This window comes from Pseudomonas sp. PS01301 (assembly GCF_029960215.1).
Classification (GTDB): Bacteria; Pseudomonadota; Gammaproteobacteria; order Pseudomonadales; family Pseudomonadaceae; genus Aquipseudomonas; species Aquipseudomonas coleopterorum.
On record NZ_JASCPM010000026.1, the window covers coordinates 1 to 13,698 of the forward strand.

The window sequence follows — 13,698 nt, forward strand, 5'->3', positions numbered from 1 at the left end:
GAGGAGCTGGTGGAGGAGGTGGAGCTGGATCTGGTGCAGGTGCAGGAGCAGGAGCAGGAGCAGGAGCAGGAGCACCAAAGCCTTGTGGGCTTTGGAATCAAAAGCAACAGCAGACCAGATCTAGAGCAGGTCAAGAGCAGGTCAAGAGCAGGTCAAGAGCAGGTCAAGAGCAGTCAAAGCCTTGTGGGCTTTGACACCAAGCAGGGGTGTGTCTAGAAAATCACCGCCGAATAGATAGTGTCGCGCACCAAAGTCGGTGACGGCTCGTTGCTCATCATGATGCCCAGTACCACCACTTCGACCAGTACCGCCGAGAGGGTGAGGATCATGGTGCCGTAGGGGTCGCCGAATTTTTCGGCAAGCAATTCGGCATGTCCCGCCACGCGCACCGAGGCGAAGATGATCGCCACGACCAGGGCGATGCCTGCGCCCAATGCCACGCCTTGGCCGTGGCTGAGCAGGTAGTGCTCGGCCGGAAAGGCGACGCATGCGGCGATCACCGCCAGAAGTAGAAATTTTTCCTGCTTGAGTAACGCGATCATGGCCTGCCTTCGCTGATTGCTGCGACCTGTGCCGCGGTAAGTAACTGGATGTAACAAGAATCAGCGGATCAGAGTGTGCGATCACGGCAAAGGTTCAGGGCCGGGCCTGTGCCTGGGCCACCAGCCAGTCATGGATGGCGCGTCGGGTGGGGGTATTGAGGGCGCCTTCGCGGTACGCCAGCACGTATTTCTTGCGCGCCTGGATGGGCCACCCGAACGGCACGATCAGCGAGCCTTGTTCCAGTTCGTCGGTGATCAGTGCCCGGCGCGCGATGGCCACGCCCATGCCCATGCGCGCGGCGTCGATGGTCAGGTGGTTGCGATTGAAGGTGTGCCCACGGCGCACGTCGATGCCTTCGGCGCCGATGGCCGAGAGGTAGAACTCCCACTCCGCGTATTCATAGCTGCCACGCCAGGCGGTGATGTCGTGCAGCAACGGGAAGTGAACCAGTTGGCCTGGGCTGTCCAAAGGCGGCCGACCTTCGAGCAGCAGCGGCGAGCAGACCGGGAACAACTCTTCCTCCAGCAAGGGCGTGGTGACCAGGCCGGGGTAGCTGCCATCGTTGAGGTCGATGGCCAGATCGAAGTCATCGTCGCGCAGGGAGCCGCTGCTGTCTTCGGCGATCACGCGCAACTGCAGCTCGGGAAATGCCCGTTCCAGGCTGGGTAGCCGTGGCATCAGCCACTTGCTCAAAAAGGAGGGAATGCTGCGCAGCTTGAACACCCCGCCGATCGCTCCGGAATGCAACAGCCGCAATTCTTCGTCGATGCGGCTGTGCACTTCGTTGGCAACCACGGCAAGCCGCTGGCCCTGTGCAGTCAGTTGCAGACCGCGACCCACGCGGTGGAACAGTGGAAAGCCGAGCCGATCTTCCAATTGCTTCATCTGCTGGCTGATGGCACCGGGGGTGACATGCAGTTCATCGGCGCAGCGGGTGAAGGACAAATGCCGCGCGGCGCAGGCGAACACTTGCAGCCAGGCGTGCATTTGGGCATTGAGGATTTTGCTCATCGGTGAGCCCCGCTAAACAATGACTTAGTAAGTATCGTTTGTCTGAAATGTCTGTCAGCTCAAAGATAAGGCACGAGTGTATAGAGAGAGAATGGGGCAGACATGGCTATCAGCGTATTCGACATGTTCAAGATCGGCATCGGGCCCTCCAGTTCCCATACGGTGGGTCCGATGCGCGCCGCTGCCCTGTTTGCCAAACACCTGAACGAACACGGCATGGCGCCTTTGGTGGAGCGTATCGAAGTCCGTCTGTATGGCTCGCTATCGGCGACCGGCGTGGGCCATGGCAGCGACCGCGCCACCCTGATGGGCTTGATGGGTGAATGGCCGGACCGAGTCGACCCGCAAACCGTAGGGCCACGGGTGGACGAGGTGATCCAGCGGCAGTGCCTGCACCTGGGCGAGCACGCGATCCACTTCGACTGGCAACGCGACATGCTGTTGCTCGATGAGAGCCTGCCCTACCACCCCAATGGCATGACCTTGCTGGCGCATCTGCAGAACGGCGAGGTGCACGAGCAGACCTACTACTCGGTCGGCGGCGGTTTCGTGATCGATGCCGAGCAGGCTGCCAGCGGTGTGCTGGACAACGACACCACGGCCCTGCCCTACGATTTCTCGTCGGCGGCGCAGTTGTTGAGTTTGTGCAAACGCACCGGCCTGAGCATCTCGGCGCTGATGATGGAGAACGAAAAAGCCTGGCGCTCCGAAGAGCAGATCCGCGAACAGCTGGCGGTGATCTGGCAGGCGATGCAGGCCTGCGTGGACAAGGGGCTGACCGGGCAAGGCATTCTGCCCGGTGGGCTGAATGTGCGGCGCCGCGCCTATCGGTTGCACCAGAACCTGCAGGAGATCGGCAAGCCCAACGTCATCGGTTCGACCTTGAGTGCCATGGAGTGGGTGAACGTCTTCGCCCTGGCGGTGAACGAGGAGAATGCCGCCGGCGGGCGCATGGTGACTGCTCCTACCAATGGCGCGGCCGGTATCATTCCGGCGGTGCTGCACTACTACATGAAGTTCTGCCCTGAAGCGTCGGCCGACGACGTGGTGCGCTTCTTCCTGGCCGCCGCTGCGGTGGGCATTCTGTGCAAGAAGAACGCTTCGATTTCCGGTGCCGAGGTGGGCTGCCAGGGCGAGGTCGGTTCGGCCTGCGCGATGGCCGCCGCAGGCCTGGCCGAAGTGCTGGGAGCCACACCGGAGCAGGTCGAGAACGCGGCGGAAATCGGTCTGGAGCACAACCTCGGGCTGACTTGCGATCCGGTCGGCGGCCTGGTTCAGGTGCCATGCATCGAGCGCAATGCGATTGCCGCGGTCAAGGCGATCAACGCCGCGCAAATGGCGCTGCGCGGTGATGGCGAGCACTTCATCTCCCTGGATCACGCCATCCGCACCATGCGTGACACTGGCGCCGACATGCACGACAAGTACAAGGAAACCTCGCGCGGGGGTTTGGCGGTCAATCTGGTGGAATGTTGAGCTGCCTGTTGTGTAAAAGAGAATGTTTTTTGATCGCAACAGCCTGATATGGAATAGTACCCGCCGTTTTTGCGCGCCTGCCCAGCGCGCAGGTTTCACAGCGAAGGTATTTGTCCATGCGCAGTTCCCGCCTCATCTCCATGATCGCCATCGGTGCCCTGGCCCTGTGCGCCAGGCTGGCCGTCGCCGCACCCATCGATATCGATGACGGTCAGCACACCGTCCATCTGCCCCAGGCGCCACAACGTGTGGTGGTGCTGGAGTTTTCCTTTCTCGACAGCCTTGCGGCGGTGGGTGTCACGCCAGTGGGGGCCGCCGATGACGGCGATGCCAACCGCGTGTTGCCACGAGTACGCAAGGCCATCGGCCAATGGACGTCGGTGGGCTTGCGCGCGCAGCCCAGCATCGAGCAGATCGCACGGCTCAAGCCCGACCTGGTCATCGCCGACCTCAACCGTCACCAGGCGCTGTACAACGACCTGGCGAGCCTGGCACCGACCCTGCTGCTGCCATCGCGTGGGGAAGACTACGAAGGCAGCCTGAAGTCAGCCGAACTGATCGGCCAGGCGCTGGGCAAGCGCGAGGCGATGCAAGCGCGGATCGCCCAGAACCGTCGCAGCCTCGCCGACATCGCCGGGAAGGTGCCTGCCGGGACCAAAGTGCTGTTCGGTGTGGCTCGGGAAGACAGCTTTTCCGTGCACGGCCCCCATTCCTATGCGGGCAGCGTATTGGCGGCTATCGGTTTGCAGGTTCCGCCGGTGCGCAGCAATGCAGCACCGACCGAGTTCGTCAGCCTGGAGCAATTGCTGGCGCTGGACCCTGCCTGGCTATTGGTCGGCCACTACCGGCATCCGAGCCTGGTCGACACCTGGAGCCAGCAGCCTCTGTGGCAAGTGCTGGGCGCGGTGCGCAATCACCAGGTCGCGGAAGTCGACGGTGACACCTGGGCACGCAACCGTGGGGTGATGGCGTCCGAGCAGATTGCCGAGGATGCATTGGCCATTCTCAAGGGCGGCAAAGCCGCCATGACGCCCTGAATGAGGCGTGGATGGGCGATGGCGCTGGGCGTGGTGACCGTCGCCGGGCTGTTCTGGATCTCTCTTTATGCCTGGTCGCCGTTCACGATCAGTCAGGCTGATGCGTTCAACGGTTTGTTCAGTCAAGGCCGCGAGGGCGGCAACATGGCCTATATCGTTGCCCAACTGCGGGTGCCGCGAGCACTGTGTGCGGCCTTGGTCGGTGCCTGCCTGGGGCTGGCGGGCGCATTGATGCAGGGCATTACCCGCAATCGCCTGGCGTCGCCGTCACTGTTCGGCGTCACGGCCGGTGCTGCGCTTGGGCTGGCGTTGTTCTCCACGGGGCTGGTGGCCCTGCCGTTTGCCGGTGGTGCGCTGCTGATGACGTGCCTGGGTGGTGCCTTGGCCTGGGTGATCGTCTTCAGCCTGGGCGGCGCCTGGTCGCCGACGGCCGCGCAAGGCCGACTGGTGCTCGCCGGCGTCACGGTGGCGGCACTGTGCGCGGCGCTGACGCGGTTGACCGTGATACTGGTCGAGACGCAGGCACAGAGCGTGCTCAACTGGCTGGCCGGGTCACTGGCCAACGTGGGTGCCGCGCAACTGCAGTTGCTTTGGCCTTGCACCTTGGTGGGCGCCGTGTGGGCCATGTTCTGTGCGCCGCGTCTGAACCTGGTGAACCTGGGCGAGGATGCGGCGCGCTCGCTGGGGGTTGGCATCGCCAGCCTGCGCCTGCAGGTGTTCTTCGTCAGCCTGCTGCTGGTGGGTGCAAGCGTTTGTGCGGTTGGCCCGATCGGTTTCGTGGGGCTGATCGCGCCGAACATCGCTCGACAATACCTGGGCAACGACTATCGCTGGCTGATGCCGGCCAGCGCCCTGCTGGGAGCGGCGATCGTGCTGGCGGCCGACCTTGTCAGCCGCGCCGTGGCCTTCCCGGCGGAAACGCCGGCCGGGGTGGTGACCGCCCTGATCGGCGCACCGTTCTTCCTGTACCTTGCCAGGCGCACGCAATGACTCGGCCCTACCCTCGCCTGCTGATCCTGCTTGCGCTGGTGCTGGCGGCCCTGTGGCTGAGCCTGAGCGCCGGCACGTCCTGGCTGGCGCCGGGCACGGTATTCGATCGTCTGATGGCCCACGATGCGCTGGACTTCGAGGTATGGAACCATCGCCTTCCACGCGCACTGATCGCCATCCTCACCGGCAGCGCCCTGGGCCTGGCCGGTGCCCTGGTGCAGGGGGTGATCCGTAACCCGCTGGCCTCGCCGGAGATTCTGGGGGTGACCCAGGGCGCCGGGCTGGCCCTGACCATCGCCATCATCGCTTTTCCGCAGTTGCCCTTCACCTGGCTGCCTCTGGTTGCAGGGATGGGCGGCGCTGGCGGCGCGCTGCTGCTGGCGCTGTACAACAGCGGCGTGAGTTTTTCCGGCGTGCGCTTTGCGTTGTCCGGGGTAGCGATCGCCGTTACTTTGTCCAGCGTCACCGAGTTTCTGATCCTGTCCCATCCGCTGGACATCAACACCGCCTTGCTCGCCCTGACCGGCAGCCTGTGGAGTCGCAATTGGCATCACGTCGAGCTGGCGCTGCCGTTTCTGCTGCTGATGCCGTTGGCACTGGGCCTGGCAAAACCGCTGAACCTGATCGGCCTGGGCGACGAGGCGGCGCACAGCCTGGGCACGGCGCTTGCGCGTACGCGCTGGCTGGCGATGGGCATGGCGGTGCTGTTGAGCAGCCTGGGCGTGGGAATCATCGGGCCGGTGGGTTTTCTAGGGCTGGTGGCTCCGCACATGGCACGGCGACTGGTGGGTGGGCATCATCAGCACCTGCTGCCGGCTGCCATGCTGGTCGGCGCACTGCTGCTGGTGCTGGCCGACACTTTGGGACGCACGCTGATAGCTCCCAGCGAGATCCCGGCGGGCATCTTGACCGCGGTGATCGGCGCTCCCTACTTTCTCTGGCTGCTGGCACGCTTCAAGGGCTGACATCATGAGCATCATCAAGGCCGACGGCGTCGACATCGGCTACGGCGCCAAGCCTATCGTTCGCAACCTCTCGTTCACCCCGCCCGCCGGGCAGGTCACTGCGCTGATCGGCCCCAACGGCTGCGGCAAATCGACCTTGCTCAAGGCGCTGGCACGCATCATCACGCCGCAGTCGGGCACCGTGAGCCTGGACGGCCAGGCGTACGCGCAACTGTCGTCGCGGACGCTGGCGCGACAGGTCGCGTTTCTGCCGCAGGTGCTGCCCATCCCCGAAGGGGTCAGTGTGGCCCAATTGGTGGCTTATGGACGCAGCCCGCACAACAGCTTCTGGGGACGCCTGAGCGGCGCGGACCGTGGCGCCGTGGATCAGGCCCTGCAGCGCATGGGCCTGGAAGCGCTCGCCGATACTGCCCTGGCGGACCTCTCCGGTGGCCAGCGGCAACGGGCCTGGCTGGCCATGGTGCTGGCGCAGAATACCCCGGTGGTGCTGCTCGACGAGCCCACGACCTATCTGGACATCAGCCATCAGGTCGAGCTGCTCGATCTGATGCGCGAGCTGGCGGCCGAAGGCAAGACCGTGGTCACCGTGCTGCACGACATCAACCAGGCGTGCCGCTACGCCGATCATCTGGCGGTGATGCATCAAGGTCGCCTGGTGGCTGATGGCACGCCTGCGCAGGTCGTCGATGCCGAGTTGATGCAGCGGGTGTTCGAGGTGCGGGTGCAGGTCATCCGCGAACCGGTGGCGGGCACGCCGATGTGTGTGGTGGAAAAGAGCACCCGCGCGCCAACCTGAACCGACCCTGCCTGGCCGAGCGTCGGCGCGAAGGTGTCGTCCGGCCCTGCGCGGCTGCGGGTGAGGGTCAATACCTGTAGAATTGGCCACGATTGCACCTGATGAGAGAATGAAAACACCATGTACGACTGGCTCAATGCCTTGCCCAAGGCCGAACTGCACATGCACCTGGAAGGCTCGCTGGAACCCGAGCTGCTGTTCGCCCTGGCCGAGCGCAACAAGATCGCATTGCCCTGGAATGATGTAGAGGCGCTGCGCGGAGCCTATGCGTTCAACAACCTGCAGGAGTTTCTCGACCTGTATTACCGCGGTGCCGATGTGCTGCGCACCGAGCAGGATTTTTACGACCTGACCTGGGCCTACCTGCTGCGTTGCCAGGCCCAGAACGTCGTGCACACCGAACCGTTCTTCGACCCGCAGACCCATACCGACCGTGGCATTGCCTTCGAGACCGTGCTGGGCGGCATCACCGCTGCACTCAATGATGGCCGTACCCGACTAGGCGTCGACAGCGGTCTGATCCTGAGCTTCCTGCGCCACCTGAGTGAAGACGAAGCACAGAAGACCCTGGACCAGGCACTGCCCTTCCGCGATGCTTTCGTGGCCGTGGGGCTGGACAGTTCCGAGATGGGCCATCCGCCGAGCAAGTTCCAGCGTGTGTTCGACCGTGCCCGCGACGAGGGCTTCCTGACCGTGGCCCATGCGGGCGAGGAAGGTCCACCGGAGTACATCTGGGAAGCCCTGGACCTGCTCAAGATCCAGCGCATCGACCACGGCGTGCGGGCCATCGAGGATGAGCGGCTGATGCAGCGCATCATCGACGAGCAGATCCCGCTGACCGTGTGCCCGCTTTCCAACACCAAACTGTGCGTGTTCGATCACATGGGCCAGCACAACATTCTCGACATGCTCGAGCGTGGCGTGAAGGTCACGGTCAATTCCGATGATCCGGCCTATTTCGGTGGCTACGTCACCGAGAACTATCACGCGCTGCACACCCATCTGGGCATGACCGAGGACCAGGCCCGGCGCCTGGCGCAGAACAGCCTGGATGCACGCCTGATCAAGCAATGAGGCTGGCGGCGTCGAAACGCCGCCCGTTGTCATCGGTCAAATGCCCTGTCAGGTGCCCAGGCGGCCGATCTCGATCATGCCCAGCCGGGTCACCTGCAACGAACGGCTGTCTTCATTGAGCTTGAGCCAGCCCGACTGCAGAAACAGGGTCAGCAGTCCTGCACCCAGTGCGCCACCCAGGTGCGGGCGCTGGGTGCTCCAGTCGCAGCAGCTGTTCAGTGGTTGGCGCTCGCGATTGACCAGCGCCTGGGTGTAGATGCCTCGGCTGGCCAAACGGCTGCTGCCGAGCGCGGTGACTTCCAGGCGTTGCTCATAGTGCTCGAGCCAGCCGTTTTCGACCATGCGCTGGAACAGGTCGGCCGCCAGCACGCCCCCCAGATGATCGCCACACAGACGTACTTGATGCAGCGCCCTGGGCGAGCATGGCTTGGGTACGCTGATCGGCGCCGCCGTTCCTGTCTTGGCCTGCACCAGGGATACGCTGGCCAGCGCTTCCACGGCGGCCCCCACTTCTGGCTTGGCCAGGCGGAAGAAGCGCTTGCGCCCGCGGGCTTCGAACGTCAGCAGACCGCCGGCCGACAGCCGCGCCAGATGCGCGCCGGCCGAAGATGCCGACACACCTGCCAGCGATGCCAGCTCATCGGCGCCCCGCGTGGTACCGTCGATGAGGGCCCAGAGCATCGCGCTACGTTTGGGGTCGGCCAGCAATGTGGCGATCCTGCTGATGCAAGGTGTTGGTGGCATGTATTCACTCCCTGTGGAAACGTTCGTCAATCTGGCAATGGTTGCCGGGGTGATTATATGCACCCTTCCGTTGTACGGAATTGGGTGAAATCGTCGAGGCTGACCCTTGAATGCGAGGGATATGCAATACCCCGTACTTGTATTTACCGTGGTTACCGGCGGCAATTTCCAAGACATTTGCTCAAGTGCCCGCAACGTATCGCTCGTTTGCCGAAACGGCGATCGAAGACAGGGCTTAGGGCAGGCAAGACCCCACACCCCACACGGACTTTTCCCGCAATGTCCGTCCTTGCAGACCTACATGATTGTCTTAGGTGGAGTGCCCCACCGTCAGTCCGACGGGCAGCCGGGCCATGCTCGCATGCTCCGAATGAGGATTACACTGGGCCCTCATCTCGAACCCGAGGACATCACAATGAACGTTCTTCTTTCTGAGTTGAAGCAGCCACGTGGCACCCGCTGGCAAGTGAGCATGGACCAGCACGTGGTGTCTTTTCGCAGCGAAGCCGAGGCACGAGCGTTCATCGCCACGCTCGAAGCTCGCCTGCAGGCGCCCCACGGCCTGCCGCAGGTGCGGCAGGCCAGTACCGGCTAGGCGGCTGTCTGCTGGTCGCAGCGCTGCTGGCAGCGGCGAGTCAGTAGCGCCGCGCAAACGGCAAGCAGGCCGCAGCCGGCGATCACCCAGGCCATTGGCATGGCGGTGCCGTCGTGCAGTACGCCCACCAAAGAAGCAGTGGCGGCAGCAAGGCTGAACTGCAGGCAGCCCAACAGGGCCGATGCGCTGCCGGCGCGTGAACCCTGGCCGCTCATGGCGCAGGCGGAGGCATTGGGGATGATCCCGCCCAGGCTCGCCAGACAGACGAACAGCGGAATCAACAGTGGCCATAGTGCCGTTGTCCTCAGCGCGCTGAGGGCGAGAAGCACGGCGCCCGCTGCCATGTAGATCCACACGGTGCGTGACAGCAGCCACGCCGGGCCGCGACGGGACAGCAGGCGGGCGTTGACCTGCGCCATCAGGATGAACCCTGCGGCGTTACTGCCAAACAGCCAGCCGTAGTGCTCGGCCGGCACGCCGTAGAGCTTGATGAACACGAAGGGTGAACCGGCGATGTAGGCGAACATGCCGGCCATGGCGATCCCGCCGGTCAGCGCATGGCCCATGAACACCGGATCCATGAGCAATCCACCGTACAGCTTCGGCGCGCCGCTGAGCGGGCGTCTCGGCCTGTCCGCCGGCATGCTTTCGGGCAGGCCGAGGGCGACGGCCAGGGTGCAGGCGGCGCTGAACAGGGTGAGCACGATGAAGATCCACTGCCAGCCCCAACCGTTTACCAGGACACCCCCGAGCAGGGGTGCCAGGATGGGCGCCAGACCCATGACCAGCATCAGTTGCGAGAAGACCTTGGCCGATCCGACCGCATCGCATTTGTCGCTGACGATGGCACGGGCCAGCACCATGCCAGCGCAACCGCCCAGGGCCTGGACGAATCGGGCGGCGATCAGCCACTCCAGGGTAGGTGCGAAAGCGCACGCCAACGAGGCCAGAGTGAACAGCGAAACGCCCACGAGCAACGGGACCCGGCGACCGAAACGGTCGGCTACGGGGCCATAGATCAATTGGCCGATCGAAAGGCCCAGGAAGTAGGCCGCCAGGGTGGTCTGGATGTGTTTTTCGTCAGTGGCGAAGGCCAGCGCCATGGCGGGGAAGCCAGGCAGGTAGAAGTCGATCGCCAGGGGCCCGAACGCGCTGAGCGCCCCCAGGATCAGGATGGTTTTGAAGTTCATCGGGTATTCTTTATGTCCAGGCAATACAGGCGACCTAGTCTAACCGGGTTGCGCGGGGATCGGGGTGAAGGTTCCGTCTGGGGAGGTTGCACATGGGCGACAGCGGTTGCGGTGGGTCAGGGGGGCCGCGTTGCGGCCGGACGCGGCTTGCACCGCTGCTACAGGGGACGGTTTCGCCCGTAGTAGCGGTGCGTGCGGTGGGTTATGCGGGGGTTGCGCTGTAGCCTTCTTCGGCGATCAGCTGGATGATTCGCTCGGGCGGCAGCTGGGTGTTGGTTTCGACCTTGCCCGCTGCCAGGTCTATCTGAACCTCGGCAGCCGGGTCTTGGGCGGTGATCGCTTGGGTTACGGCGCGTACGCAATGGCCGCAAGTCATGCCTTGCACGTTGAACTGTTGCATGGGTGGTACCTCGCTGAACGGGATTGCAGTCATTCTCAACCTTGCCATCGGGGCAAGGTCAAGTTTCGGCCGGTCCGGCCGGGCTGGAATTCCTCAGATCACTCGTCCAAGCTGGACGCTGACCCTACTGGCAGGAGAGATTCGATGCGCCCGATGATTCCATGGCTGTTCGGGATGTGTGCCCTGGCGGCACAAAGCTGTTGGGCCGGTGCGGGTACCGGGCAGCCGTACGGCATTCTGATCGTTTCCCGGGAGCGACTGGAAGTCGCCACGTCCTGCGAGATCGGGGTCTACCTGCAGGATCAACTGGTCGGCCGGCTGTTTCAAGAACAGGCCACCTCCTTCAACCTGCCGCCCGGCCCCGTGTCGGTGGGTCTGCGTCAGCTGCCTGGACAGACGCCCGGGTGCGCGCCAGGCATGACCGAATACAAACCGGTAATCGTGACCCTGCAGGCCGGACAGATCCAGAAATTCCGCATTGCAGCAGGCAGTGCCGGCCTGTACCTCAAGCCCGAGCCGCTGGAGTATTGACCTTGTCCAAGGGGTAGGGTTGATACTGGCGCAAACGCTACCGAGGACATTCCAACCATGAACATTGGCCAGGCCGCCCGTGAAAGCGGCCTCAGCGCAAAAATGATCCGCTATTACGAGTCTATCGGGCTGCTCGCGCCAGCACTGCGCAGCGACAGCGGATACCGCCTGTATCAGGCCGCAGACCTGCACACGCTCGGCTTCATCAAGCGCTCGCGCGACCTTGGATTTTCACTGGAAGAAGTGGCCCGGCTGCTGACGCTGTGGCAGGACCGGGAGCGCGCCAGCGCCGATGTGAAGCAATTGGCACGCAAGCACATCGACGAGCTGGACCGTCGCATCAGTGAGCTGAGCCAGCTGCGCGATACGCTAGTCCATCTGGTAGACCATTGCCACGGCGACGACCGCCCAGAGTGCCCGATCCTTCAGGAGCTGGCATCCGGGGGCTGTTGCAACTGACACGGGAGAAGGCGCCCGTAGCCTATGGCCGTGTGCCTACTGCAACCAGGGCGGTGGCGGCTCTTCCGTAGTCTTGGTCGGCTGCTCGTCGGCTTCGCGCGCGGCACGTCGACGAATGTCGTCCAGGCGCGCGGCCTCGATTTCCCGCATCACGCCGCCGACATCGGCCTCCACTTCCTCTTCGACGAACTCGCCCGTCAGCACGCTGGCCGGGTGCAGTTTGCCTTCCTCGTACAACGCCCACATTTCCTTGGCGTAGCGGGTCTGGCGCAGCTCGGGAGCGAACCGGCCGAAATAGCTGGCCATGTTCCCGACATCACGTTCCAACATGCTGAAGGCGTGGTTGTTGCCTGCAGCATCTACGGCCTGAGGCAGATCGATGATCACCGGGCCGTCGGGCGTGAGCAGCACGTTGAACTCGGAAAGGTCACCGTGCACCAGACCCGTGCAGAGCATCAGCACGATCTGGTGGATGAGGAACGCGTGGTATTCGCGCGCCTGATCGGGTTCCAGCTCGACGTCATTGAGACGCGGCGCCGCATCGCCGTACTCGTCGCAGATCATCTCCATGAGCAGCACGCCCTCGAGAAAATCGTACGGCTTGGGCACACGTACACCGGCGCTGGCCAACTTGAACAGCGCCGCGACTTCGGCGTTCTGCCAGGCGTCCTCGGTTTCCTTGCGGCCGAACTTGGAGCCCTTGGCCATCGCCCGAGCCTGTCGGCTGTTGCGCACCTTGCGGCCTTCCTGGTATTCGGCCGCCTGGCGGAAGCTTCGTTTGTTCGCCTCCTTGTAGACCTTGGCGCAGCGCAATTCCTTGCCGCAGCGCACCACATAGACAGCTGCTTCTTTACCGCTCATGAGCGGTCGCAGCACCTCGTCCACCAGACCGTCCTCGATCAGCGGTTCAATGCGTTTTGGAGTCTTCATCAGCTTTTATTCTGGGTCCTTCGTAGCCAAACACGCGAATTCTGACGGCATCCTCTCACAGCGAGCGCGGCTTGCCGACCCGAGCCTGTAAAAGGATGCAAACTACTCGCCAAGCGGTGGCCGATCATAGCGCTTTCCCGGCGCAGCGACAGCGGCGCCTGGGCATCAAAGCTCGCCCGGGGTGAAACCGAACAAACCCTTGAAAGCGGCGATGAAGGCAGACGTGGATTCATAACCGTGATTCAACGCCGCCGTGGTCACGCTGTCACCCTGCTCCAGGGCCTGCAGCGACGACAGCAGCCGCATGCGCTGGCGCCAGGCGCGAAAGCTCAGGCCGGTTTCGCGCTGGAACAGGCGCATCAGGGTTTTTTCCGAAGTGCCCAGGCGGCTTGCCCACTGGCTCAGCGTGGTGGCCTGATCGGGCGCCGCGATCAGCTGATTGCACAAAGCCAACAACCGATGCTCTCTGGGCAGGGGCAAGGAGAACGCCACTTCAGGCAATACTGCAAGCTGGTCCAGCAACACCTGCACCAGACGCGCCTGCGTGGTGTCCCCTGCCGGGTACTCATGGGGCAACTCGCAGAAGCCCTTGATCAACTCACGTGCCAGCGGCGTGACTTCGAGCACCTTGCAGTGCTCGGTGAGCCAGGGCGACTCGTCGCGGCGCACGTACAGACTGCGCATCTCGGCGCGCATCGAGGTGACGACCTTGTGCTCGACACCGGCGGGAATCCAGATGCCCCACTGTGGCGGCGCAAAGAAATTGCCTTCGTCGGTATGAACACCAAGCACGCCGCTGATGGCGTAGGAAAACTGCGCCCAGTCGTGCCGATGGGCTGGAGTCCACGAACCTGCACCCAGACTTTCGGCACGGGCGTATAAGGGTCGTGGCAGGCTGGCCAGGTCGGGAATGGAGCGTGGCGGCGGAGCATGTCCGTTTGTCGGCATTGGTTGGCT

16 protein-coding genes and 1 pseudogene are annotated in these 13,698 nt (G+C 63.7%); 10 read left to right on the forward strand and 7 right to left on the reverse strand.

All coding sequences use genetic code 11. From position 1 onward, the window contains the following. Positions 1 to 216: hypothetical protein (locus QMX89_RS14540; protein WP_282348726.1), on the forward strand; the 216-nt coding region annotated here is incomplete at its 5' end. A 2-nt stretch (positions 217 to 218) separates the two neighbouring features. Here QMX89_RS14540 and QMX89_RS14545 read toward each other — a convergent pair. Both QMX89_RS14545 and QMX89_RS14550 read right to left on the reverse strand, forming a co-directional pair. Beyond that, positions 219 to 542 (reverse strand): annotated as a pseudogene (locus QMX89_RS14545) (calcium:proton antiporter); the annotation flags it as partial. 94 nt (positions 543 to 636) lie between these two features. Further along, the gene (locus tag QMX89_RS14550; protein WP_056844312.1) at positions 637 to 1,554 is read right to left on the reverse strand and encodes a LysR substrate-binding domain-containing protein; all 918 of its coding nucleotides are present in this window, start codon (positions 1,552 to 1,554) and stop codon (positions 637 to 639) included. Positions 1,555 to 1,656: 102 nt separating this feature from the next. Here QMX89_RS14550 and QMX89_RS14555 point away from each other — a divergent pair, with 102 nt between their 5' ends. The 6 genes from QMX89_RS14555 (at position 1,657) to QMX89_RS14580 (ending at position 7,892) form a co-directional block, all read left to right on the forward strand. Beyond that, the gene (locus QMX89_RS14555) at positions 1,657 to 3,030 is read left to right on the forward strand and encodes an L-serine ammonia-lyase (protein WP_282348729.1); all 1,374 of its coding nucleotides are present in this window, start codon (positions 1,657 to 1,659) and stop codon (positions 3,028 to 3,030) included. A gap of 116 nt (positions 3,031 to 3,146) precedes the next feature. Further along, positions 3,147 to 4,067 carry a Fe(3+) dicitrate ABC transporter substrate-binding protein gene (locus tag QMX89_RS14560; RefSeq protein ID WP_282348730.1) on the forward strand — a complete coding sequence of 307 codons (921 nt, stop codon included), beginning with the start codon at positions 3,147 to 3,149 and terminating at the stop codon, positions 4,065 to 4,067. After that, a complete protein-coding gene (fecC, locus tag QMX89_RS14565) occupies positions 4,068 to 5,057 on the forward strand; it encodes an iron-dicitrate ABC transporter permease FecC (protein ID WP_049861942.1) in 990 nt (329 codons plus the stop codon). It begins immediately after the preceding gene. After that, the gene (locus QMX89_RS14570) at positions 5,054 to 6,022 is read left to right on the forward strand and encodes an iron chelate uptake ABC transporter family permease subunit (RefSeq protein ID WP_282348731.1); all 969 of its coding nucleotides are present in this window, start codon (positions 5,054 to 5,056) and stop codon (positions 6,020 to 6,022) included. Before fecC ends, QMX89_RS14570 begins: the two co-directional genes overlap by 4 nt. Before the next feature lie 4 nt (positions 6,023 to 6,026). Further along, positions 6,027 to 6,818, forward strand: coding sequence for a Fe(3+) dicitrate ABC transporter ATP-binding protein FecE (fecE, locus tag QMX89_RS14575; RefSeq protein ID WP_282348733.1), 792 nt, complete (start codon positions 6,027 to 6,029; stop codon positions 6,816 to 6,818). Positions 6,819 to 6,938: 120 nt separating this feature from the next. Further along, the gene (locus QMX89_RS14580; RefSeq protein ID WP_049861945.1) at positions 6,939 to 7,892 is read left to right on the forward strand and encodes an adenosine deaminase; all 954 of its coding nucleotides are present in this window, start codon (positions 6,939 to 6,941) and stop codon (positions 7,890 to 7,892) included. A gap of 48 nt (positions 7,893 to 7,940) precedes the next feature. On the opposite strand, the gene QMX89_RS14585 is transcribed toward QMX89_RS14580, so the two are convergent. Further along, positions 7,941 to 8,636 carry a helix-turn-helix transcriptional regulator gene (locus tag QMX89_RS14585; protein ID WP_049861946.1) on the reverse strand — a complete coding sequence of 232 codons (696 nt, stop codon included), beginning with the start codon at positions 8,634 to 8,636 and terminating at the stop codon, positions 7,941 to 7,943. 415 nt (positions 8,637 to 9,051) lie between these two features. Between QMX89_RS14585 and QMX89_RS14590 the strand changes: the two genes are divergently transcribed. Next, positions 9,052 to 9,231, forward strand: coding sequence for a hypothetical protein (locus tag QMX89_RS14590; RefSeq protein WP_049861947.1), 180 nt, complete (start codon positions 9,052 to 9,054; stop codon positions 9,229 to 9,231). On the opposite strand, the gene QMX89_RS14595 is transcribed toward QMX89_RS14590, so the two are convergent. Together QMX89_RS14595 and QMX89_RS14600 are read right to left on the reverse strand one after the other, a co-directional pair. Continuing rightward, positions 9,228 to 10,421, reverse strand: coding sequence for a multidrug effflux MFS transporter (locus tag QMX89_RS14595; protein ID WP_282348735.1), 1,194 nt, complete (start codon positions 10,419 to 10,421; stop codon positions 9,228 to 9,230). The two genes, QMX89_RS14590 and QMX89_RS14595, sit on opposite strands and share 4 nt — an antisense overlap. Before the next feature lie 202 nt (positions 10,422 to 10,623). Beyond that, positions 10,624 to 10,821 carry a heavy-metal-associated domain-containing protein gene (locus QMX89_RS14600; RefSeq protein WP_134723012.1) on the reverse strand — a complete coding sequence of 66 codons (198 nt, stop codon included), beginning with the start codon at positions 10,819 to 10,821 and terminating at the stop codon, positions 10,624 to 10,626. Between the two features lie 174 nt (positions 10,822 to 10,995). On the opposite strand from QMX89_RS14600, the gene QMX89_RS14605 reads away from it, so the two are divergent. Further along, entirely contained in the window at positions 10,996 to 11,352 is a 357-nt protein-coding gene (locus QMX89_RS14605; RefSeq protein ID WP_236690540.1) for a hypothetical protein, read from the forward strand. A gap of 57 nt (positions 11,353 to 11,409) precedes the next feature. Beyond that, positions 11,410 to 11,811, forward strand: coding sequence for a Cu(I)-responsive transcriptional regulator (cueR, locus tag QMX89_RS14610; protein ID WP_282348737.1), 402 nt, complete (start codon positions 11,410 to 11,412; stop codon positions 11,809 to 11,811). 36 nt (positions 11,812 to 11,847) lie between these two features. Here cueR and QMX89_RS14615 read toward each other — a convergent pair whose 3' ends face one another. Beyond that, positions 11,848 to 12,741 carry a PA4780 family RIO1-like protein kinase gene (locus QMX89_RS14615; RefSeq protein WP_049861951.1) on the reverse strand — a complete coding sequence of 298 codons (894 nt, stop codon included), beginning with the start codon at positions 12,739 to 12,741 and terminating at the stop codon, positions 11,848 to 11,850. A 165-nt stretch (positions 12,742 to 12,906) separates the two neighbouring features. Then, complete coding sequence (locus tag QMX89_RS14620; RefSeq protein WP_282348739.1) at positions 12,907 to 13,689, reverse strand: helix-turn-helix transcriptional regulator; 783 nt, start codon at positions 13,687 to 13,689, stop codon at positions 12,907 to 12,909. Positions 13,690 to 13,698 lie beyond the last annotated feature (9 nt).

Bases quoted from the DNA above. Each gene is read 5' to 3' on its own strand.
- QMX89_RS14555 (WP_282348729.1), top strand. From the start codon at position 1,657: ATGGCTATCAGCGTATTCGACATGTTCAAGATCGGCATCGGGCCCTCC.
- cueR (WP_282348737.1), top strand. From the start codon at position 11,410: ATGAACATTGGCCAGGCCGCCCGTGAAAGCGGCCTCAGCGCAAAAATG.
- QMX89_RS14550 (WP_056844312.1), bottom strand. From the start codon at position 1,554: ATGAGCAAAATCCTCAATGCCCAAATGCACGCCTGGCTGCAAGTGTTC.
- QMX89_RS14560 (WP_282348730.1), top strand. From the start codon at position 3,147: ATGCGCAGTTCCCGCCTCATCTCCATGATCGCCATCGGTGCCCTGGCC.
- QMX89_RS14570 (WP_282348731.1), top strand. From the start codon at position 5,054: ATGACTCGGCCCTACCCTCGCCTGCTGATCCTGCTTGCGCTGGTGCTG.
- fecC (WP_049861942.1), top strand. From the start codon at position 4,068: ATGAGGCGTGGATGGGCGATGGCGCTGGGCGTGGTGACCGTCGCCGGG.
- QMX89_RS14590 (WP_049861947.1), top strand. From the start codon at position 9,052: ATGAACGTTCTTCTTTCTGAGTTGAAGCAGCCACGTGGCACCCGCTGG.
- QMX89_RS14615 (WP_049861951.1), bottom strand. From the start codon at position 12,741: ATGAAGACTCCAAAACGCATTGAACCGCTGATCGAGGACGGTCTGGTG.
- QMX89_RS14585 (WP_049861946.1), bottom strand. From the start codon at position 8,636: ATGCCACCAACACCTTGCATCAGCAGGATCGCCACATTGCTGGCCGAC.
- QMX89_RS14620 (WP_282348739.1), bottom strand. From the start codon at position 13,689: ATGCCGACAAACGGACATGCTCCGCCGCCACGCTCCATTCCCGACCTG.
- fecE (WP_282348733.1), top strand. From the start codon at position 6,027: ATGAGCATCATCAAGGCCGACGGCGTCGACATCGGCTACGGCGCCAAG.
- QMX89_RS14605 (WP_236690540.1), top strand. From the start codon at position 10,996: ATGTGTGCCCTGGCGGCACAAAGCTGTTGGGCCGGTGCGGGTACCGGG.
- QMX89_RS14595 (WP_282348735.1), bottom strand. From the start codon at position 10,421: ATGAACTTCAAAACCATCCTGATCCTGGGGGCGCTCAGCGCGTTCGGG.
- QMX89_RS14580 (WP_049861945.1), top strand. From the start codon at position 6,939: ATGTACGACTGGCTCAATGCCTTGCCCAAGGCCGAACTGCACATGCAC.
- QMX89_RS14600 (WP_134723012.1), bottom strand. From the start codon at position 10,821: ATGCAACAGTTCAACGTGCAAGGCATGACTTGCGGCCATTGCGTACGC.